20 protein-coding genes, 4 tRNA genes and 1 pseudogene are annotated in these 20,179 nt (G+C 65.9%); 14 read left to right on the forward strand and 11 right to left on the reverse strand.

Features of this window, described 5'->3' with window-relative positions:
• Positions 1 to 10 precede the first annotated feature (10 nt).
• The 13 genes and pseudogenes from G3580_RS09000 (at position 11) to G3580_RS09060 (ending at position 9,017) form a co-directional block, all read left to right on the forward strand.
• Positions 11 to 382, forward strand: a complete 372-nt coding sequence (locus G3580_RS09000; RefSeq protein ID WP_173764933.1) for a DUF4845 domain-containing protein — start codon at positions 11 to 13, stop codon at positions 380 to 382.
• Positions 383 to 387: 5 nt separating this feature from the next.
• Positions 388 to 1,056 (forward strand): ribonuclease III, encoded by a 669-nt coding sequence (gene rnc, locus G3580_RS09005; protein ID WP_173764934.1) that lies wholly within the window; start codon positions 388 to 390, stop codon positions 1,054 to 1,056.
• Entirely contained in the window at positions 1,057 to 1,950 is an 894-nt protein-coding gene (gene era / locus G3580_RS09010) for a GTPase Era (protein WP_173764935.1), read from the forward strand.
• A 14-nt stretch (positions 1,951 to 1,964) separates the two neighbouring features.
• Positions 1,965 to 2,687 (forward strand): DNA repair protein RecO, encoded by a 723-nt coding sequence (gene recO / locus G3580_RS09015; protein ID WP_173764936.1) that lies wholly within the window; start codon positions 1,965 to 1,967, stop codon positions 2,685 to 2,687.
• Positions 2,684 to 3,439 (forward strand): pyridoxine 5'-phosphate synthase, encoded by a 756-nt coding sequence (locus G3580_RS09020; RefSeq protein WP_173764937.1) that lies wholly within the window; start codon positions 2,684 to 2,686, stop codon positions 3,437 to 3,439. The genes recO and G3580_RS09020 overlap by 4 nt, the downstream gene beginning before the upstream one ends.
• Complete coding sequence (gene acpS, locus G3580_RS09025; RefSeq protein WP_173764938.1) at positions 3,436 to 3,816, forward strand: holo-ACP synthase; 381 nt, start codon at positions 3,436 to 3,438, stop codon at positions 3,814 to 3,816. Before G3580_RS09020 ends, acpS begins: the two co-directional genes overlap by 4 nt.
• Positions 3,813 to 4,853 (forward strand): beta-N-acetylhexosaminidase, encoded by a 1,041-nt coding sequence (gene nagZ, locus G3580_RS09030; protein WP_173764939.1) that lies wholly within the window; start codon positions 3,813 to 3,815, stop codon positions 4,851 to 4,853. The genes acpS and nagZ overlap by 4 nt, the downstream gene beginning before the upstream one ends.
• Positions 4,854 to 4,868: 15 nt before the next feature.
• Positions 4,869 to 6,672, forward strand: a pseudogene (uvrC, locus tag G3580_RS09035) (excinuclease ABC subunit UvrC).
• Positions 6,673 to 6,754: 82 nt separating this feature from the next.
• Positions 6,755 to 7,342 (forward strand): CDP-diacylglycerol--glycerol-3-phosphate 3-phosphatidyltransferase, encoded by a 588-nt coding sequence (pgsA, locus tag G3580_RS09040; RefSeq protein WP_173764940.1) that lies wholly within the window; start codon positions 6,755 to 6,757, stop codon positions 7,340 to 7,342.
• A 49-nt stretch (positions 7,343 to 7,391) separates the two neighbouring features.
• Positions 7,392 to 7,467, forward strand: a tRNA-Gly gene (locus tag G3580_RS09045).
• 82 nt (positions 7,468 to 7,549) lie between these two features.
• Positions 7,550 to 7,623: transfer RNA gene (locus G3580_RS09050), tRNA-Cys, on the forward strand.
• Positions 7,624 to 7,632: 9 nt separating this feature from the next.
• Positions 7,633 to 7,708 (forward strand) — tRNA-Gly (locus tag G3580_RS09055).
• A 55-nt stretch (positions 7,709 to 7,763) separates the two neighbouring features.
• The gene (locus G3580_RS09060) at positions 7,764 to 9,017 is read left to right on the forward strand and encodes an alkaline phosphatase family protein (protein ID WP_173764941.1); all 1,254 of its coding nucleotides are present in this window, start codon (positions 7,764 to 7,766) and stop codon (positions 9,015 to 9,017) included.
• 22 nt (positions 9,018 to 9,039) lie between these two features.
• Here the strand turns inward: G3580_RS09060 and G3580_RS09065 are convergent, their stop codons facing one another.
• From G3580_RS09065 to G3580_RS09100, 8 genes are all read right to left on the reverse strand, one after another.
• Positions 9,040 to 9,459, reverse strand: coding sequence for a DUF1178 family protein (locus tag G3580_RS09065; RefSeq protein ID WP_173764942.1), 420 nt, complete (start codon positions 9,457 to 9,459; stop codon positions 9,040 to 9,042).
• Between the two features lie 224 nt (positions 9,460 to 9,683).
• A tRNA-Leu gene (locus tag G3580_RS09070) sits at positions 9,684 to 9,769 on the reverse strand.
• 6 nt (positions 9,770 to 9,775) lie between these two features.
• Positions 9,776 to 10,033 carry a cell division topological specificity factor MinE gene (minE, locus tag G3580_RS09075; protein ID WP_173764943.1) on the reverse strand — a complete coding sequence of 86 codons (258 nt, stop codon included), beginning with the start codon at positions 10,031 to 10,033 and terminating at the stop codon, positions 9,776 to 9,778.
• A 1-nt stretch (position 10,034) separates the two neighbouring features.
• Entirely contained in the window at positions 10,035 to 10,850 is an 816-nt protein-coding gene (minD, locus tag G3580_RS09080; RefSeq protein WP_173764944.1) for a septum site-determining protein MinD, read from the reverse strand.
• 26 nt (positions 10,851 to 10,876) lie between these two features.
• Positions 10,877 to 11,644, reverse strand: a complete 768-nt coding sequence (gene minC / locus G3580_RS09085) for a septum site-determining protein MinC (protein ID WP_173764945.1) — start codon at positions 11,642 to 11,644, stop codon at positions 10,877 to 10,879.
• Between the two features lie 102 nt (positions 11,645 to 11,746).
• The gene (hslO, locus tag G3580_RS09090; RefSeq protein WP_173764946.1) at positions 11,747 to 12,613 is read right to left on the reverse strand and encodes an Hsp33 family molecular chaperone HslO; all 867 of its coding nucleotides are present in this window, start codon (positions 12,611 to 12,613) and stop codon (positions 11,747 to 11,749) included.
• Positions 12,614 to 12,617: 4 nt separating this feature from the next.
• Positions 12,618 to 12,965 (reverse strand): ArsC family reductase, encoded by a 348-nt coding sequence (locus G3580_RS09095; protein ID WP_173764947.1) that lies wholly within the window; start codon positions 12,963 to 12,965, stop codon positions 12,618 to 12,620.
• A gap of 23 nt (positions 12,966 to 12,988) precedes the next feature.
• Positions 12,989 to 15,289, reverse strand: a complete 2,301-nt coding sequence (locus tag G3580_RS09100) for a Tex family protein (protein ID WP_173764948.1) — start codon at positions 15,287 to 15,289, stop codon at positions 12,989 to 12,991.
• Between the two features lie 129 nt (positions 15,290 to 15,418).
• On the opposite strand from G3580_RS09100, the gene G3580_RS09105 reads away from it, so the two are divergent.
• Positions 15,419 to 15,784 carry a hypothetical protein gene (locus G3580_RS09105; protein ID WP_173764949.1) on the forward strand — a complete coding sequence of 122 codons (366 nt, stop codon included), beginning with the start codon at positions 15,419 to 15,421 and terminating at the stop codon, positions 15,782 to 15,784.
• Between the two features lie 131 nt (positions 15,785 to 15,915).
• Here G3580_RS09105 and G3580_RS09110 read toward each other — a convergent pair whose 3' ends face one another.
• The 3 genes from G3580_RS09110 to G3580_RS09120 form a co-directional block, all read right to left on the reverse strand.
• Complete coding sequence (locus G3580_RS09110; protein WP_173764950.1) at positions 15,916 to 16,770, reverse strand: D-hexose-6-phosphate mutarotase; 855 nt, start codon at positions 16,768 to 16,770, stop codon at positions 15,916 to 15,918.
• A 2-nt stretch (positions 16,771 to 16,772) separates the two neighbouring features.
• Positions 16,773 to 17,357 carry a DNA-3-methyladenine glycosylase I gene (locus G3580_RS09115; protein ID WP_173764951.1) on the reverse strand — a complete coding sequence of 195 codons (585 nt, stop codon included), beginning with the start codon at positions 17,355 to 17,357 and terminating at the stop codon, positions 16,773 to 16,775.
• Positions 17,358 to 17,429: 72 nt separating this feature from the next.
• Positions 17,430 to 20,117: a bifunctional acetate--CoA ligase family protein/GNAT family N-acetyltransferase gene (locus tag G3580_RS09120; RefSeq protein WP_173764952.1), complete on the reverse strand. Its 2,688-nt coding sequence runs from the start codon at positions 20,115 to 20,117 to the stop codon at positions 17,430 to 17,432.
• Between the last annotated feature and the right edge of the window lie 62 nt (positions 20,118 to 20,179).

The following is a 20,179-nucleotide window of genomic DNA, read 5'->3' on the forward strand; positions in this document are numbered from 1 at the left end:
GGGAGCGCGCATGAAGCACAAGCAGGCAGGCCTGTCTCTGATCGGACTGTTGATCGTCGCCGTCCTTCTGGCGTTCGTCTTTCTGATCGGCATGCGCACCGTTCCGGTGGTGACCGAATACTTCGCCGTGAAGAAGATCATTCACGCCATTGCCGCCAGCAATCCCTCCATGGATGAGACCACCGCGGACATCCGGCGCGACTTCGACAAGCGCGCCTCGGCCGAGTATGTCGACTCGGTGACCGGACAGGATCTGGCCGTCTACAAACACGGTGGCCAGTTCGAGATCGGGATCGAATACAGCCGCAAGATTCCCATCGTGGCCAACGTGAGTCTGTTGCTCGAGTTCCAGACCGACGCGAAGAGCAACGGGGGGCGCTGAGCGTCTTGGCCCTGGATCGACTCGAGCAACGGCTCGACTATGCCTTCTCGAATCCGCGCCTGTTGCGCCAGGCGCTGACCCATCGCAGCTACGGGCAGCCGAACTACGAACGGCTGGAATTCCTTGGCGACAGCATCGTCAACCATGTGGTGGCGCTGGCCTTGTTCGAGCGCTATCCACACTTGCGGGAAGGCGAGTTGTCGCGGCTCAGAGCCCACCTCGTGTGTCAGCAGACGCTTTATGAGTTGGCGCTCGAACTCGGTCTCGGGGCGGCGCTGCTGCTCGGCGATGGGGAGTTGAAGAGCGGAGGTGCCGAGCGGCCCTCGATTCTCTCCGATGCGCTCGAGGCGATCATTGCGGCCATCTACCTCGACGGGGGCTATGATCCTTCCAAGGCCTTTGTCGACCGCATCTTCACCTCGCGGCTGGCGCTGCTCGATCCCGACAAGAGCCTGAAGGATCCGAAGACCCGCTTGCAGGAGTGGCTTCAGGCGCGCAAGCAGCCCCTGCCCAGGTACGCCTTGGTCGAGGTGCGCGGTGAAGCCCACGCGCAGGAGTTCGAAGTCGAATGCGCCGTCGGTGAACGTCTTCGCACCCGCGGTGTCGGCAGCAGCCGTCGCGCCGCCGAACAGGCCTCGGCCGCCGACGCCATGAATCAACTCGAGTCCAGCTAAATGACCGATCCGTCCGTATTCCATACCGGTTTCATCGCTATCGTCGGGCGGCCCAACGTGGGCAAGTCGACGCTCATGAACCGCCTGATCGGGGTCAAGGTCAGCATCGTCTCCAACAAGGCGCAGACGACCCGTCACCGGGTGTCCGGCATCCACACCGACGAGCATGCCCAGTTCGTTTTCGTGGATACCCCGGGTTTTCAGACCCGGCACCTGAACGCGCTGAACCGGACCATGAACCGGACCGTGACCCAGTCGCTGGCCGAGGTGGATCTGGTCTTCTTCGTCATCGAGGCAGGGCGCTTTTCCGACGAGGACGCCCAGGTGCTTGCCTTGTTGCCGAAGGACGCCAAGGTCATCCTGGTGATCAACAAGGTCGATGCGCTGGAGGACAAGTCCAGCCTGTTGCCCTTCATCGATGCCAATCGGGCGCGTTATCCGTTTGCCGAGATCGTCCCGTTGTCGGCCGAACGCGGTCAGAATGTGGACCGTCTCCTCGAGGTGGCCCGTGGCTACCTGCCGGAGGGCGCGCCGATGTTCGATGCGGACGACATCACTGACCGCAGCGAGCGTTTTCTCGCCGCCGAATTCGTGCGCGAGAAGCTGTTCCGGTTGCTGGGCGACGAGTTGCCCTACGGCATGACCGTGGAAATCGAACGCTTCGAAACCGAAGGCCGTCTGCGGCGCATCAACGCCGCGGTGATCGTCGACAAGCCGGGCCACAAGGGCATCGTCATCGGCAAGGGCGGCGAGCGGCTCAAGCGGATCTCCACCGAAGCGCGCAAGGCCATGGAGGATCTGTTCGATGCCAAGGTCTATCTGGAGGTGTGGGTGAAGGTCAAATCCGGCTGGGCCGACGACGAGCGCGCGCTCAAGAGCCTCGGCTACGACTGATCCGCGAGGCGCCCGTGGGCCAGAAGCAGCGCGTCGACCAACAACCCGGTTTCATCCTTCACACCCATCCGTACCGCGAGACGAGCCTGATCGTCGAACTGTTCTCGCGGGATCTGGGCCGGCTGGCGCTCGTCGCCAAGGGCGCCCGGCGGCCCATGTCGGCCTTGCGCGGGGTGCTGCTGGCCTACCAGCCGCTGCTGGTTGACTGGTCCGGCGGCGGTGAGGTCAAGACCCTGGTGCGGGCCGAATGGCAGGGCGGCCAGCCGATGTTGCAGGGGCGCGCCTTGCTGTGCGGTTACTACCTCAACGAACTGCTGATGCGTTTCCTGCCCCGGGAGGACCCGCACCCCGACCTGTACGCGAGCTATGCCGACGCGGTCGGACTGTTGCCGCGCACGGATCGCTTCGAGCCCCTGTTGCGGCGCTTCGAGCTGCAGCTGCTCGAACAGATGGGCTATGGCGTGCCGCTCACCCACGAAGCCGGCAGTGACCGGGCCGTGGCGCCGCAGACGGACTACCACTATATAATCGAGCGGGGACCGGTCCCGGCAGGGCAGGCCGATGAGGGCGCGCCGCGGATCAGCGGCACCACGTTGCTCGACATGGCCGCGGGGCGCTTCGAATCGGCGCTCACGCTGGCGCAGAGCAAGTCCCTCCTGCGGCACCTGATCGGCCATCATCTGGGCGGGCAGGCGCTGCAATCCCGTCGCATGTTCAAGGAGCTGCAATCGCTGTGATCGAACTCGGAGTCAACATCGACCATGTGGCCACGCTGCGCCAGGCGCGGCGGACCTGGGAACCCGACCCGGTGTGGGCGGCGGTGGAGGCGCATCTCGGTGGCGCCGACGGCATCACCGTGCATCTGCGCGAGGATCGTCGCCATATCAACGACGATGACGTGCGCAAGCTGCGCGAGCTCACCCAGATCAAGCTCAATCTCGAGATGGCGGCCACCGACGAGATGGTCGCCATCGCCCAGCGCATGCGCCCCGAGATGGCCATGTTCGTGCCCGAGGGGCGCCAGGAAATCACCACCGAGGGCGGGCTCGACATTGTCGCCCGGGAAGCCGGCCTGAAGGACGCGGTCGCGCAACTGGCCGAGGCCGGCGTCATCGTGAGCGTGTTCATCGATGCGGTCCCCGAGCAGATCGAGGCGGCCGCGCGCATCGGTGCGCGTGTCTGCGAGGTACATACCGGGCCCTATGCGCACGCCTTCCATCGCGCCGGCCGCGATGCCGATGCGCCCGCGGTGGTCGAGGAAATCGAACGCATTCGTGGCGCGGGCGAACAGATCCAGGCGCTCGGCATGCGTTTCAACGCCGGCCATGCGCTCAACTACTACAACGTCCAGCCCATCGCCCGCCTCCCCGGCCTGCGCGAACTGCACATCGGCCATTCCATCATCTCGCGCTCGGTGTTCTGCGGCCTGCGCGACGCGGTCTCCGAAATGAAGCGGCTGATGCGCGAGGCCGCCGGGGCGCGCGCATGATCTTCGGTATCGGCACCGATCTGGTCAGCATCGCGCGCGTGGAGGCGGCGCTCGAGCGCAGCGGGCCGCGTTTTGCCGAACGCATACTTGCGCCGTCGGAGCGCGAGGCGTTTGCCAGCGCCACCCATCCGGCCCGGTTGCTGGCCAAGCGCTTTGCCGCCAAGGAGGCCTTCGGCAAGGCCTTCGGGACCGGTGTCGTCGCGCCTGCCACCCTGCATTCGGTCGCGGTGAGCCGGGATGAACGCGGCAAACCGCACTACGACTATCACGGCGACCTGGCGCGCATCATGGATGAGCGTCAGCTGCGCGCCCATCTGAGCATCACCGATGAACAGGACTACGTGGTGGCCTTCGCCGTCATCGAGAGCGCGGCATGAGCACCGCAACCCGGCTGCCCCTCGGGCCCGTGATGCTGGATGTGGTCGGGCTCGAACTGACCGACGTGGAGCGTGCCCAGCTGCGTCATCCGCTGGTCGGGGGTGTCATCCTGTTCGCCCGCAACTACGAAAGCCCGGTACAGCTGGCGGCCCTGACGGCCGACATCGCCGCCCAGCGCGATCCGGCCCTGCTGATCACCGTCGACCATGAGGGTGGGCGGGTGCAGCGGTTCCGGGAGGGCTTTTGCCGTCTGCCCACCATGCGCGCACTTGGCGTGCACTGGGAACGCGATCCGCTCGGCGCACGCCAGCTGGCGCGCGACACCGGCTGGGTGCTTGCGGCCGAATTGGCCGCGGTCGGTGTGGACATGAGCTACACCCCGGTGCTGGACCTCGACTACGGTGTCAGTCGCGTCATCGGCGATCGCGCGTTTCACACCGACCCGGAGGTGGTCGTCGAGCTGGCCGGCGCGCTCATGGACGGGCTCGCCGACGGCGGCATGGCCTGCGTAGGCAAGCATTTTCCGGGGCACGGCTATGTGGAGGCGGACTCGCATGTGGACGCCCCGCGCGACCCGCGCCCCTTTGACGCCATCTGGTCTGCGGACATGCTGCCGTTCCGGCGGCTGGCCAAGCGATTGGCCGGAGTGATGCCGGCCCATGTCATCTATGAGGCGATCGACCCCCGGCCGGCCGGCTTCTCGCGCTTCTGGCTCCAGGACGTGTTGCGTGGCCGCGTCGGCTTCGACGGGCTCATCTTCAGCGACGATTTGACCATGGAGGCGGCGACCGAGGCCGGCGGCATCGTTGCCCGCGCCAGCGCCGCGCATGCGGCCGGCTGCGACATGGTGCTGGTGTGCAATCGCCCCGACCTGAACGAGACCCTGCTGGCACACTGGCAGGTCGACATCGATCCGGCACTGAGCCGACGGCTCGAAGCGCTGCGCCGGCGTGCCGCAGCGATGGCGGCCAGGGGCGAACGTTGGCAGGCGGCACGTGAGGCGGTGGCGGCGCTCACGGCATCGTCCAACGCCTGAGGTCCCCGACGGCGGATGAGCAGCTTCGACGCCAAGGCCTTTCTCAAGGGGGTGCCCGACGATCCGGGGGTATACCGGATGATCGGAGCGGAGGATGTCGTGCTCTACGTGGGCAAGGCGAAGAATCTGCGCAAGCGCGTCTCTTCCTACTTTCGCGGCAAGCTGGCGAGCCCGCGCATCGCCATGATGGTGTCGCAGATCGAACGCGTGGACATCACCGCGACGCGCTCCGAGGCCGAGGCGCTGATCCTCGAGAACAACCTCATCAAGTCGCTCGCGCCGCGCTACAACATCCTCTTCCGCGACGACAAGTCCTATCCGTACATCACCTTGACCGCGCACGACTTTCCGCGCCTGGCCTTCCATCGCGGCGGGTTTGCCAAGGGCGCACGCTATTTCGGTCCGTTTCCGGGCAGTGTCGCGGTGCGCGAGAGCATCCACCTGCTGCAGAAGGTATTCAAGCTGCGCACCTGCGAGAACGCGGTGTTCAACAATCGCTCGCGTCCCTGCCTGCTGCACCAGATCAACCGCTGCACCGCGCCTTGCGTAGGCGAGATTTCGCCGGAGGCCTACGCGGCCGACGTGCGCCTGGCGACCCTGTTCCTGCAGGGGCGTACCTCGGAAGTGGTCAATGACCTGACCCGCAAGATGCAGGCGGCTTCGGATCGTCTTGCCTTCGAGGAGGCGGGGCCTACCGGGACCAGATCCGCGCCGTGCAGCAGGTCCTGCATCGCCAGTACGTGGACAGCGGCAAGGAAGAGGATGTGGACATCATCGCGGCCGTGGTCGAGGCCGGGCAGGTGTGCGTCAATCTGGCCATGGTGCGCGGCGGCCGTCACCTGGGCGATCGTCCCCAGTTTCCCGTGCTCGATGCCGATTGCCCGGTGGACGATGCGGTGCTCGCCTTCGTGGAGCAGCATTACGCCAACCTCCCGGTGCCGGCGCGCATCGTCAGTTCGGTGTCGCCGACCGGCGTGCGCGATGTGCTCGAAGAGCTGGACAAGCGCGCGACCGTGGTGACGCCGCGCCTCGAGATCGAGAAGGGCTGGATGGAGATGGCCATGCGCAACGCGCAGCTGGCCATCCGCGCCCGTCTGGCCGCCTCCGGACGCAGCCAGTCGCGCCTGTCGGCGCTGCAGGACGCGCTGGGGCTGGCCGAAGCGCCCGAGCGCATCGAATGTTTCGACATCAGCCACACCATGGGAGAGGCGACCGTGGCCTCGTGCGTGGTGTGCGAGCACGGCGCCATGAAGCGCAGCGAGTATCGCCGCTACAACATCACCGACATCACCCCGGGTGACGATTACGCCGCGATGCGCCAGGTGCTCACGCGGCGTTACGAAAAGGTGGCCTCCGGCGAGGGCGTGCGCCCCGATCTGGTGCTCATCGACGGCGGGCGTGGGCAGCTTGCCATGGCCGTCGACGTGTTCGCGGAACTCGGCCTCGAGGAGCTGCCCTCGGTGGGCGTCGCCAAGGGGAGGGGCGCAAGCCCGGGCTGGAGTCGCTCATTTTTCCGGATGGGCGGGCGCCGCTACAGCTCGATCCGGCCTCGGCGGCGCTGCATCTGGTCCAGGAGATCCGCGACGAGGCCCATCGTTTTGCCATCACCGGCCATCGTGCCAAGCGAGCCAAGGCTCGGGTCGGCTCCAAGCTGGAACGCATTCCCGGCGTCGGCCCGGCGCGCCGGCGCAGGCTGTTGGCCTCCTTCGGCGGACTCGACGGCGTCAAGGCGGCGACGGTGGAGGATCTGTGCCGGGTCGATGGCATCAGCCGCACGCTGGCCGAGCTGATCCATGCCGAACTGACCGGCAACGGGTGAATACGGCGTCATGCCGTGACAAGCGCCCCGTCGAACCGCTACACTCAGCCGCTCGAACACCCAACACCTCTCCTGCCGCCCGATGGCCTCTGAAAAGTCACTGAACATTCCCAATACACTGACCTGGGCGCGCATCATCCTCATTCCGGTCTTCGTGGGCGTCTACTATCTGCCAGAGAGTCTGTTGTCGCCTGCGCATCAGAATCTGGTGGCGACGGTCATCTTCATCGTCGCGGCGGTCACCGACTGGTTCGACGGTTTTCTGGCCCGGCGCCTGGGGCAGACCTCCGCCTTCGGCGCCTTTCTCGATCCGGTCGCCGACAAGCTCATGGTGGCGGCGGCGCTGATCATGCTGGTCCAGCTCGGACGCATCGATGCGATCATCGCCGTCATCATCATCGGCCGCGAGATCACCATTTCCGCGCTGCGTGAATGGATGGCCCGGGTGGGTGCCTCGGCCAGCGTCGCGGTCGCCTTCGTGGGCAAACTGAAGACCGCCGCGCAGATGACAGCCATCCCGCTCATCTTGTACAATGCGCCCCTTCGTTCGGTCGATTCCCGGCCGCTTGGAACCGTCCTGATTTACGTGGCGGCCGTGCTGACCCTGTGGTCCATGGGCTACTATTTGCGCAAGGCAATGCCCTTGCTTCAGGAGGATCAGGGTCGCTGAAAAGTGGCTTGACAGAACGAAAAGCCCGTCTATAATGGCGGTCTGTTCAGCGGGAATAGCTCAGTTGGTAGAGCGCAACCTTGCCAAGGTTGAGGTCGCGAGTTCGAGACTCGTTTCCCGCTCCAGAATTTCTGGGGAAAGCACAAGACGCTTTCCCCTTTTCATTCCCGATCTGTCGGGGATGAAAAGCTGATCCGAACGATCAGTGGCGCGATGGCAGAGTGGTGATGCAGAGGACTGCAAATCCTTGTACGTCGGTTCGATTCCGGCTCGCGCCTCCACAAGAATATGCGGGAATAGCTCAGTTGGTAGAGCGCAACCTTGCCAAGGTTGAGGTCGCGAGTTCGAGACTCGTTTCCCGCTCCAGACATTCAAGGGAAGCCTGATCGGGCTTCCCTTTTTCTTTGCTCGATGCACCCGCATGCGGCCGCGGCGCGAACGTGCGTATCATGAAGCGTTCATCGACGCACACGGCCCCATGTTTCAGCCATTTCTCGATCTTGCGAATTCGGTCGCGCCCCGTTACGACGGTCACAGCCTGCTGAATCTGAGCGTCGCCCTGGCGCAAGGGGTGGGGAAGGCCGGCAGGCGCCGTTTTTCGGCGCCGCCATGCCCGTTGCTGCCGGATCTTTCGGACAGCCGGATTGTCGTCTTCATACTCATCGACGGGATGGGTGCCAACGATGTCCAGCGGCGTGGCGCCGGCAGTTTCATGGCGACCCATCAGCGTGCGACGCTCACCTCCGTGTTTCCCTCGACCACCGCCAGTGCGGTGACGACCTCCATGACCGGATTGTCCCCAGCCGAACACGGTCTTACCGGCTGGTTCATCCGTGATGATCGCTTCGGCGGCATTCTCGCCCCCCTGCCGATGCAGCGCCGGGACCGGGTACCCATGAGCGGCTGGTGGAAGTTGCCGCGGCTGTTTCCCTATCCAAGCGTGTTCCAGCGCATGCGCTGTCGCTCGGCCATCGTCAGCCACGAGCATATTCTCGGCTCCCCGTTCAACATGCGTCATTCGCGTGGCGTGGCACGCAGATATGCCTACGGAACCCTTGACGAGATGGTGGGCGCGATCGTGACCGCGGTGCGCGATCTGGGGGGGCAGGGTGGGTACGTCTACGCCTATCACGGCGACTACGACGCCCTGGCCCACGGGCACGGCATCGCCTCGGCGCAAAACGCTGCGCACTATGCGCGCATCGATGCGGCCTTGGAGGATCTGCGGCGGCGGTTGAGTGGCGCCGGCGCGCATCTTGTGATCACCGCCGACCACGGCTTCATCGACTCACCGCCGGAACGGCAGCTGCGCCTCGAGTCGGTGCCGGAGGTCCAGGCGCTGCTCGACGGTCCGCTGTGGGGCGAGCGCCGGGTGGCGTACTGTCGGGTCCGGCGTGGCGCCCATGCCGCGTTCGAGGCGGCGGTCACGACCCAGTTGGGCGACGCCTTTGCGCTGGTCCCGTCACGACGCCTGCTGGAGGCCGGCGTCTTCGGCCCTGCGCACAGGGACCATCCACGCCTTGCCGAACGGGTGGGCGACTATGCCTTGATCGGGCGCGAGAACTGGACCGTGTACGATCGTGTGCCAGGCGAGCCCGACCATCGCATGATTGGTGTCCATGGGGGTGTACACCCCGACGAAATGCTGATTCCGCTGGTGGTCGCCGCGTGCTGATCCGACGCCGTTGCCGCCGAGGCTAGTGCAGATCTTCCTTGGCGGCCGGCACCGGCAGGACGCCGATTCCTTCGTCGATCAGTTCCGTCACCTCGTCGCGGGTGGCCTGGCCGCGAATCGTACGATCCGGCGCATCACCGTAATGGATTTTTCGCGCCTCTTCGGCGAAGGCCTGACCCACGTCCTCGGCAGTCGCCGCTGCCTCCCGCATTCGTGACACCAGTTGCGCCAGTCGGGATACGCTTGAAGTATCGGCGGTCGGCGGCTTGGCGACGGTGCGCGCCTGCACATAAGGGGCGCTCGGTTTGCGCTGGATTTCGGTGCAGCCGCAGACCGGGCAGGCGACGAGTTTGCCGGCGCTTTGCTGCGCGAATGCGTCCGACGAGGCAAACCAGCCCTCGAAGGTGTGTTTCCGGCTGCATTCAAGGTTGAGGACGATCACGGCGCATTTCACCCGGTGAAGACACTGGGAAGTGTGACAGAAAGCCGGAGGGGACGTTCTTCGCTGAGTATCGCTGCCACGGTGGCCGTGAGCCACAGATTCAGCATGGACCCATGCGACGGCGCTATGGTGACAGCGCACTGACCGGAACCCAGCGTCACCGGCCAAGGGGTGTTCAGGCCAGGGAGGGCGTTTGACTCCCCAGCGTGCCGATCATTGAACAATGGTGCCCGGAGCGGGGGTCGAACCCGCACAGCCTAGGGCCGAGGGATTTTAAGTCCCTTGTGTCTACCAATTTCACCATCCGGGCGTGGACTCAGCCGTCCTGGTCGGCCAGTACGATATTGACCTCGAGAACCTCGTAGTTGTCCTGCTTTTCCAACTGCACCTTGATGTCCTCGGGATTGACCTTGACGTACTTGGAGATCACCTGGATCAGTTCCTTCTGCAGCTCGGGCAGGTAGTCCGGCCCGGCGGCATCGGCGTGTTCGCGCGCGATGATGAGCTGCAGGCGCTCCTTGGCCAGCGAGGCGGTTTTGGGTTTGCTGCCGAACAGCATGCTGAGCAGCGACATGTCAGTTCCCCCCGAACAGGCGCTTCAGGATGCCGGGTTTCTCGTAATTGACGAAACGCAGCGGGCGTTCCTCGCCGAGGAAGCGGGCCACGACATCGAGATAGGCCTCGGAGACGTCGGAGCCCTTGATGTGCACGGCGGGTGTGCCCTGGTTGGAGGCATGCAGCACGGATTCGGACTCGGGGATGACGCCGATGAGGTCCACCCGCAGCAGCTCCTGAACGTCCTTGTAGGACAGCATTTCGCCTTCCTCGACGCGCTTGGGCGAGTAGCGGGTCACGAGCAGGTGCTCCTTGACCGGCTCGCCGCCTTCCTTGGCGCGCTTCGACTTGGATTGGAGGATGCCGAGGATGCGATCGGAGTCGCGCACCGAGGACACTTCCGGGTTGGTGGTGATGATGGCCTCGTCGGCGAAGGTGAGGGCCATGACCGCGCCGCGCTCGATACCGGCGGGGGAGTCGCACACCACATAGTCGAAGGCCATGTGTTCGAGCTCCTTGAGCACCTTCTCGACGCCTTCCTCGGTCAGCGCATCCTTGTCGCGCGTCTGCGAGGCCGGCAGCACGAAGAGGTTCTCGCAGTGCTTGTCCTTGATCAGGGCCTGGTTGAGCCGTGCCTCGCCGTTGAGCACGTTGACGAGGTCATAGACGACGCGGCGTTCGCAGCCCATGATGAGATCGAGGTTGCGCAGGCCGACGTCGAAGTCGATGACCGCGGTCTTGAAGCCGCGCAGGGCGAGGCCGGAGGCGAAGGCCGCGCTGGTGGTGGTCTTGCCGACGCCGCCCTTGCCGGACGTTACAACGATGACTCGGGTCACGTGAATTCCCTTTCAGAATAAGTTCGCTAGGCTGTTTGGAGCGGCGCGAGGATCAAGGATTGAGTATTGTTTTCGCTGCTGAGGCGTGCCTGCGCACACTTGCCGGCGACGCTCTCGGGGATGCCTTTTTCGAAGGTGCGGAAGATGCCGGCGATGGCGATGAGTTCGGGGCCGAAATCGGTGGAGAGGATCCGCGCGTCGGCATCGCCCTGGGCGCCGGCGATGGCGCGCCCGCGCAGCGGGCCGTAGCAGTGGATGTTGCCGTCGGCGATCACCTCGGCGCCATGGCTGACCCCCCCGAGCAGGATCAGATCGCCTCCCTGGGCGTAGGCCTGCTGACCCGAGCGCAGCGGACGTTCGACGACGAGCGTCTTGCCCGCGGGTGCAGGTGCGGGGACGGCGGCAGGCGCCGGCGGCGCCGCCTCGGCCACCACGGGTTCTGCCGGTGCGCTGGGCGGGGCACGGAGCGCTTCTTCGTCGAGCACCGCGAGGCCGATGCGTCTGGCGCTTTCGATCCACGCGTCGGGGATGTGGCTGACGGCCACGGGCTGGAGCCGATAGCGGCGCAGCAAACTGGTGAGCGAGGCCCAGTCCACCGACTCCGGGGCCGCATCGAGCGCGGAAAAATCGAGGATGGCGGCCTCGAGATTGAAGAAGTCCGGCATGCCGCCGAGCATGGCGTGCATGGCGTCCGCCAGACGCATCGGATCGGTGTCGCGCAGCCGCGCCGTCATGACGCCCAGGGTCGCGCCCTTGAATTCGATCGGTCTGGATGAAACGGCGGAGTCCTTCATTCGGCCATTGCCCTGTCAAATCCTTCAAGTCTAATGGTCCCGGGCATGCCGGGCAAGGTCAGGTCGGAATTCGAAACGAATTATCGGCCCTCGGCCCGCGGCTCAATGCCGCGTCGGCGGCACATGGCCGGCAAACAGGGCGGCGACGTCGTCCGCATCGTAACGATAGGTGTGGTTCGACAGATCGTCGTGAATCTCGACCACGCCGTGTTCGGCGATGATCGCTTCGACTTCACCTCGGCCGAGACTGAGCAGCATGCTCTCGACCTTTTCCGGGTCCATCGGCCAGTGATGGGTCACCGGGCGCGCATCGAACAGGCGCACATGCTCTTCGTGAAACAGTCGCGTGAGCAGGGTTTCGGTGTCGAGGGTCAGCAACTCGTCCGGCCGCGCGGTCGCCGCCAGCTGGGTGATGCGGGCCCAACCGTCCGCGTCCTTCTCGTCGGCGTCGGGGAGCTTTTGCAGGAAAAGGCCCGCCGCGGCGTCGCCGTTGCAGGCGAGCAACAAGGTGGCAGGCTGCTGCTCGGACAGGGCCAGGTAATGTTCGAAGACCGCGGCCATGGTGTCGCCCTCGATCGGCACGTAGCTCTGGTAGGGCTGCAGCTGGTCGTTCACCTCGTAGGTGAGCAGCAGGCGGCCGTCGCCCACCATGGCGGGCAGGGGCGCCACCTCCGGCACGGCGTCGCCTTTGGCGTAGCCGCGGATGTTGAGGGTCTCGGTGCAGTCGACGACCAGCAGATTGAGCGGCCCGTGGCCCTGCAGCTGAAAGGTGAGCCGCCCGGGCTGTTTGAGGTTGCCGGTCATGATGGCGGTGATCGCGGCCATTTCGCCGAGCACGGTGCGCACGGGGGCGGCGTAGTGGCGATCCTGGATCATGGCGCGCCAGGCGTCGTTCAGTTGCACCACGGCGCCGCGGATGTCCAGTTCCTCGAACAGGAAGCGCTGGACGAAGCTCGTGTCCTTCAGCATCGCATCAGGCTCCCAGGGCGGTGGCGTAGTCGTCGGGCTTGAAGCCGACGAGGATCGCGTCGTCGGTGACCAGAACCGGACGTTTGATCAGGCTCGGGTGTGCCGTCATCAGGGCGACCGCGTCGGCGTCCGTGTCGATGGCTTGCTGTTCCGCGGGCAGTTTGCGCCAGGTGGTGCCACGGGTGTTGACCAGCACGCCGCGTTCGACCCGTTGCAGCCAGGCGTGCAGCGTCTGCGCGTCGATGCCCGCCTTCGTGTAGTCGTGAAACGCGTAGGCCACGCCGTGGGTGTCGAGCCACTGGAAGGCCTTCTTCATGGTGTCGCAGTTGCGAATGCCGTAGATCGTGATCATTGCCGTTGTTCCTCGAATCGAGCCTATTTGCGCAGGGCCTTGCTCAGGGCATCGGCCATGCTGCCCTGTGGCGCGCGTGCCTTGTCCCTCGGGGGCTTTCGAGGGCGATCCCGGTCGGGGCGCGGGGCCTCCTGTCGCGCTTTGCGCTCGGCGGGCGCGTCCATGCGCATGCTCAGGGAGATGCGCTTGCGCTTCGGGTCCACCTCCAGCACCTTCACTTTCACCACGTCGCCGGCCTTGACCACCGAATGCGGATCCTTGACGAAGCGGTCGGCGAGCATGGAGATGTGCACCAGGCCATCCTGATGCACGCCCACGTCCACGAAGGCGCCGAAGTTGGTCACGTTGGTGACCACACCTTCGAGCACCATGCCGTCGACCAGGTCGGTGAGCTTTTCGACGCCATCCTTGAAGCGGGCGGTCTGGAAGGCCGGGCGCGGGTCGCGGCCGGGTTTGTCCAGTTCCTGCAGGATATCGCGAACGGTCGGTTCGCCGAAGCGTTCGTCGGCATAGCGTTTCGGGTCCAGCGCCTTGAGTGCGCTCGAATCACCCATGATGTCGCGCACCTTGCGCTGGATGTCGGCGAGGATGCGCTCGACCACCGGATAGGCTTCCGGGTGCACGGCGGAGGCGTCCAGCGGGTTGCTGCCGTTCATGACGCGCAGGAAGCCGGCGGCTTGCTCGAAGGTCTTGTCGCCCAGGCGCGGCACCGCCTTGAGCGCCTTGCGGTCGGCGAAGGCCCCGTGGGCGTCGCGATGGGCGACGATGTTGTCGGCCAGGGTACGGTTGAGCCCGGAGATGCGGGTGAGCAGCGCGGCCGAGGCGGTGTTCACATCCACGCCGACCGCGTTCACGCAGTCCTCCACCACCGCATCGAGCATGCGTGCCAGGCGGCTCTGGTTGACGTCATGCTGGTACTGGCCCACGCCGATGGACTTGGGGTCGATCTTCACCAGTTCGGCCAGCGGATCCTGCAGGCGCCGGGCAATGGACACGGCGCCGCGCAGGCTCACGTCCAGGTCGGGAAATTCGTCGGCGGCCGTCTGCGAGGCGGAATACACCGAGGCGCCCGCCTCGGAGACCATCACCCGGGTGAGCTTGAGTTCCGGATGGCGTTGCATCAGCTCGGCGGCGAGCTTGTCGGTCTCCCGCGAGGCGGTGCCGTTGCCGATGGCGACCAGTTCGACGTTGTGGGCCTTGGCGAGCTTTGCCAGCGTGGCGATGGCGCCGTCCCAGTCTCGCCGCGGTTCATGGGGGTAGATGGTGGCAGTGTCGAGCAGCTTGCCGGTGGCGTCGACGACCGCCACTTTGACGCCGGTGCGCAGGCCGGGATCGAGCCCGAGGGTGGCGCGCGGGCCGGCGGGGGCGGCGAGCAGCAGGTCCTTCAGGTTGCGCGCGAACACCGCGATGGCCTCTTCCTCGGCGCGCTCGCGCACCCCGTTCATGAGTTCGAGTTCGAGGTGCACCGAGATCTTCACCGTCCACGCCCAGCGCGCGGTATCGAGCAGCCACTTGTCCGCTGCCCGGCCCTGGTCGCGGATGCCGGCCTGGCGGGCGATGCGCGATTCGCACGGCCCCAGCTCGCCGGGCGCCGGGGTGTCGGGCAGCGCGACGCTCAGGCGCAGCACGCCCTCGTTGCGCCCGCGCAGCAGGGCGAGACACCGGTGCGAGGGGATGCTCTTGAGTGGTTCGGAGAAATCGAACCAGTCGCGGAACTTGGCACCGTCCTCTTCCTTGCCCGCGACCACCTGCGACACGAGCCGCCCGTGGGCGGACAGGTGGGTGCGCAGGGCGTCGAGCAGTTCGGCATCTTCACTGAACTGTTCGACCAGGATCTGGCGCGCGCCGTCGAGGGCCGCCTTGGCGTCGGTGATGCCGGCCTCCGGGTTGAGGTAGGCGATGGCCGCCTCGTCGGGTACTTGCGTCGGGTCGGCGAGCAGGGCGTCGGCCAGCGGCGCCAGACCCGCCTCGCGCGCGATCTGTGCCTTGGTGCGCCGTTTGGGCTTGTAGGGCAGGTACAGATCCTCGAGGCGCTGCTTGGTGTCGGCGGCGTCGATCTGGCCACGCAGCGCATCGTCGAGCTTGCCCTGGGCGGCGATCGATTCGAGGATCGTCGCGCGCCGGTCGTCTAGCTCGCGCAGGTAGCCTAGGCGGTCGTCGAGGGTACGCAACTGGGTGTCGTCGAGTCCGCCGGTCACTTCCTTGCGGTAGCGGGCGATGAAGGGCACGGTGGCACCCTCGTCGAGCAGGCGGATGGTGGCGGCCACCTGACGTTCGGCCACCTGGAGTTCCTCGGCGAGGCGATGTGCGATCGAAGCGGGCATGGAGTGTGGCAAGTCTGGGTTGGGACGGAAAGCGGCGCAGTTTGCAGCAGCAACGGTACGCCCGCAAGTTTTGCGCGGCAATGTCGTTTAGACTGTCATGTTTTCGTCATTCGGACAGGAGTCTCGCGCATGTCCCCGATCGTGACACATCGTGCTGCGACGCTCGCCATCGTCCTCGCTTTGGGAGGCATGAGCCTGGGCGCGCACGCCGATGCAGCGCATCTGCGCTCCGTCAAGCTGGCCCCCAAAGCCGCCCGAGCCGCGCCGCCACCGCCCGTCCGGCCCTATGCGATCGATGGTGAAAGCTTCTTCTATGGTGGCCGCAAGATCGTCGTCGAAGGGCTGGAGATGCCGCGTCCGGGCAGCGAACTGGCCAAGCAGCGCCTGCAACGCATTCTCGATTCGGGCGAGCTGAGCATCGCGCCGGTGGGCGAGCCGGTTCACGGCGCGGTCCGCGCCCATGTCAGCGTGGACGGCCAACTGATCAGCGAGTGAGTGTCAAACGAAGCTGGCGTACCGCCGGCGCCGTCATACACCGGCGTGCGAGGCGCGCGGTTCGCTTTCGTGATCGGAACCGGCCGTTCATGTTCATTCGGGAACACTCTCGGCGCTCGCCGGTGGCGTGTTCACAAGCGCTCGTCGATCAGGCTCTGGCGCCCCCACCAGCTTTCGTCCGGGGCGAGCGTGACCGGGCTCGCGGCCACGGCCGCCTCGACGCATAGCATGTGACGGAAGTCGCGATCCGGCATGTCGCCAAGCGTGGCGGCACCTTCGACCCAGGGATTCCAGACCACGGTGTCGGGAAACTGTTCATGGACGATGCTCAAGGTACGCCCGCCGTCGAGCAGGCGCAGGGGCCGCCGGGTATCGGTGTAGATGCGATCGACCGCATCGTCCACGACCAGGGCGTCGAGGTGCTCGACCTTGATCGTGCCGCCGTCGCGCTTGTCCTGATACGGTTTGCCCTTGAGGCCCTCGAGCCGGGCCAGTTCGACTTCGTGCACCTGCAGGTAGGTGTGCAGCGCGGCAGTAAAGCTCAGGGCGGACTCGCCGACATTCGAGACCGCCAGTTCCACGTCGAGCCGGTTTGCCCCGACCCCCAGCGTCAGTTCGAGATCGAAGGCGTGAGGCCATAGGGCTTCAGTCTCCCGGTCGCTGCCGATGCCCAGTGTCAGCATCACCAGATCCGACTCTGACCGTTGTTCGATCAGGCGCCACGGCCGGGTGCGCACCAGGCCGTGTTTCGGCAGCGGACCCTGTTCGGCAAATTGCGGAAAACACACCGGAATACCGCCGCGGATGGCGCTGGAGCCGTCCAGGCAGGCCCGCTCGCTCAGATACAGCCAGGGGTGACCGCCCGCCGGTTGCCAATGGATGACCTGGCCGCCGTTCAACGCAATGGTCGCCTGCGCGCCATCGCGGGTGGCCACGGTCAGGACCGGGGCGCCCTGGAATTCGGTTTCCTCGATGCGAGCGTACATGGTCACAGTCTCTCGGCGTTGTATTGGGGGTGACGATGGCAGCCGAGCAGGTGGTCATTGACCATGCCGGTCGCCTGCATGAACGCGTAGCAGATGGTCTCGCCCACGAACTTGAAGCCGAGCCGCTTCAGGGCACGACTCATGGCGCGAGAGGCCTCCGTGCTCGCCGGCACCTCGTGCAGGTGTGCGAACCGGTTGATCTGCGGGGTGCCGTCGACGAACTGCCAGATCCATGGGACGAAGGCGCCTTCCCGGTCCACCAGGGCCAGCCATGCCTGCGCGTTGCCGATGGTGGCGCGGATCTTTCCGGCGTGGCGCACGATGCCGGGATTGTTCAGCAATGCCTGGACCTCAGCTTCGCCGAAGCGGGCGATGCGTTCCGGGTCGAAGCCGGCGAAGGCTTCCCGATAGCCTTCGCGGCGCTGCAGAATGGTGCGCCACGACAGGCCGGCCTGGGCGCCCTCGAGGATCAGCATCTCGAACAGGCGTGTGTCGTCGTGCTCGGGCACGCCCCATTCGTTGTCGTGGTAGGCCACGTAGGCGGGATCGTCCCCGCACCAGGGGCAGCGGGGCAATGCATCTGTCATTGGCGGGCGCTCTCGTGGCAAGGAAGCTCACATTCTAGCCCGAGGCCTTGCCATCTGCAGCGTGGCTGCGGCTCAGTCCTGCAGCGAGAGCACGCCAAGTTTCACCGAGGAGTCCTCAGGATCGTTGGAGAGCACGAAGCCGAGGCTCTGCACGAAGCGCAGCATGCGTTCGTTGTTCGACAGGAACACGCCGTTCATGTAGGCCAGCCCGCGATCCCGCGCCGTTTCGATCAGCACGCCCATGAGCCGGCGGGCGAGCCCCCGGTGCTGCCAGTCGTCGGCCACCACGATCGCGAACTCGCATGATTCGCCGTCCGGATTGACCGCATAGCGGGTCACGCCGATCTCCACTTCCTCGCCATCTTCCTCGACCGTGGCCAGGAAGGCCATCTCACGGTCGTAGTCGATCTGCGTGAGGCGCACCACCATGGCCGGCGGCAGTTCGCGCATGGTGTTCATGAAGCGGTAGTACTTGGATTCGGCCGACAGCTTGCGCACGAACTCTTCTTCGAGCTCGGCATCTTCCGGCCGGATCGGGCGGATGGTGATCTTCGTGCCGTCGGGCACCGTCCAGTGGGAGATGAGATGCTGCGGGTAGGGGTGGATCGCCATGTGGTCATAGCGATCTGCCGTTGGCGACACGTTGTCCGCGACGATGCGCGCGTCGACCACGACGGCGCCGTCCTCGTCGATGATGAGCGGGTTGATCTCCAGCTCCTTCATCCACGGCAGCTCGCAAACCATTTCCGACACCCGCAACAGCACCAGCTCCAGCGCCTCCATGTCCACCGGGGGCATGTTGCGGAACTCGTCCAGATAGCTGTAGACCCGGGACGAGCGGATCAGGTCGCGCGCCAGGTAGGTGTTGAGCGGGGGCAGGGCGATGGCCTGGTCCTTGTCGGCCTCCACCCGCGTGCCGCCCTCGCCGAAGGTGATGACCGGGCCGAACACCGGGTCACGGCGCACACCCACCATCAGCTCGCGACCATTGGGCTTGCGTACCATCGGCTCGATTGCCAGCCCGTTGATGGCGGCGTTCGGATGCGCCTTGCGCACCCCTTCGAGAATCTCCTGATAGGCGGTGCGCACCGCGGCGAGGCTGGTCAGGTTGAGGCGCACGCCGCCCACGTCGGACTTGTGCTTGACGTCGGGCGAGTCGATCTTCATGGCCACCGGCAGGCCGATCTCCTCGGCCAACACCATGGCCTCGGTGGCCGAGCGGGCCACCACGGTCTGGGCGATGGGGATCCGGAAAGCTGCCAGGATGGCCTTCGATTCCATCTCGTTGAGCACCTTGCGGCGCTCGTTGAGTGCGGTTTCGATCACCAGGCGGGCGCTTTCGATCGATGGGGGATTCAGCTCGGTGAGCGAGGCCGGCGTCTGCGCCAGCAGCTTCTGGTTCCGATAGTAGGCGGAGATGTGGCTGAACAGCTCGACCGCCGGCTCCGGCGTGCGGAAGGTGGGAATGCCGGCCGCCTCGAAGCGCTTGCGTGCGTCGGTGACGATCTCCTCGCCCATGAAGCAGGTCACCACCGGCTTGTCGGCGTTGCGCTCTTCCTCGATCAGGGCCTGCGCCACGTCGCTGGGGTTGGACATCGCCTGCGGCGTCAGCATCACCATGACGCCGTCCACGTTCGGTCCTTCGAGCACGGTCTTGATGGCCGCCCGATAGCGTTCCACGTCGGCGTCGCCGAGCACGTCGACCGGGTTGCCGTGCGACCAGGTCGGGGGCAGGACCTCGTTGAGCTTGGCGAGCGTGCCCTCGGAGAATTCGGCCAGGGGAATGCCCAGATCCGAGGCCCTGTCCGCCGCCATCACACCGGGGCCACCGCCATTGGTGATGATCGCCAGCCGGTTGCCACGCGGGCGGAAATGGGAGAACAGCGCGTTGGCCGCGGCGAACAGCTGGCCGAGGGTGTACAGGCGAATGACGCCGGCGCGGCGCACGGCAGCATCGAAGACCGAATCCTCACCGACGTTGGCGCCGGTATGGCTGAGCACGGCGCGCGACGCTTCCGGGTGGCGCCCGACCTTGATGAGCAGCACGGGCTTGACCCGCGCGGCGCTGCGCAGCGCGCTCATGAAGCGGCGCGCGTCGCGTACACCTTCAACATAGAGAAAGATGCTCTCGGTGCGCGGATCGGAGATCATGAACTCGAGCGCTTCGCCGAAGTCGATGTCCCGCGACGACCCGAGTGAGATCACCGAGGAGAAGCCGACGTTGTTCGGTCGTGCCCAGTCGAGAATGGCGGTGCACAGCGCCCCGGACTGGGAGATCAGGCCGATGGAGCCGGGCAGCGCGCGGCCCTGCGCAAAGGTGGCGTTCAGACCCAGTTCCGGGCGCATGATGCCGAGGCAGTTGGGGCCGAGCAGGCGAATGCGATGGCGCCGCGCGGTCTCGAGCAACGAGCGTTCCAGCGCCGCGCCGCGCCGTCCGGTTTCGGAGAATCCGGCCGACATGACGATCGCCGCCCGGGCACCGGCACGACCGCAGGCGTCGATGACCGATGGAATCTTCTCCGCTGCGATCGCGATGACGACCAGATCGAGGCGCTGCGGGACGTCTTCCACGCTCTTGTAACAGGGCACGCCCTGCACTTCGTCGTGTTTGGGGTTGATGGCGAACAGCCGACCCTTGAAGCCGCCGTCCTTCATGTTGCGCAGAACCACCGTGCCGATCGCGTTTTCGCGTTCGCTGGCGCCGACGATGGCCACCGACTTGGGCTCGAAAAGGGGCGTAAGGTAGTGTTTTTCTTTCATTTTTCTGTCCGGAAAAAGGACATGCGATGGTGTGGTTCAGGGCCGGCGAGGCAGCTCACCTG

The sequence above is a fragment of the Nitrogeniibacter mangrovi genome (assembly GCF_010983895.1).
GTDB classification, from domain to species: Bacteria; Pseudomonadota; Gammaproteobacteria; order Burkholderiales; family Rhodocyclaceae; genus Nitrogeniibacter; species Nitrogeniibacter mangrovi.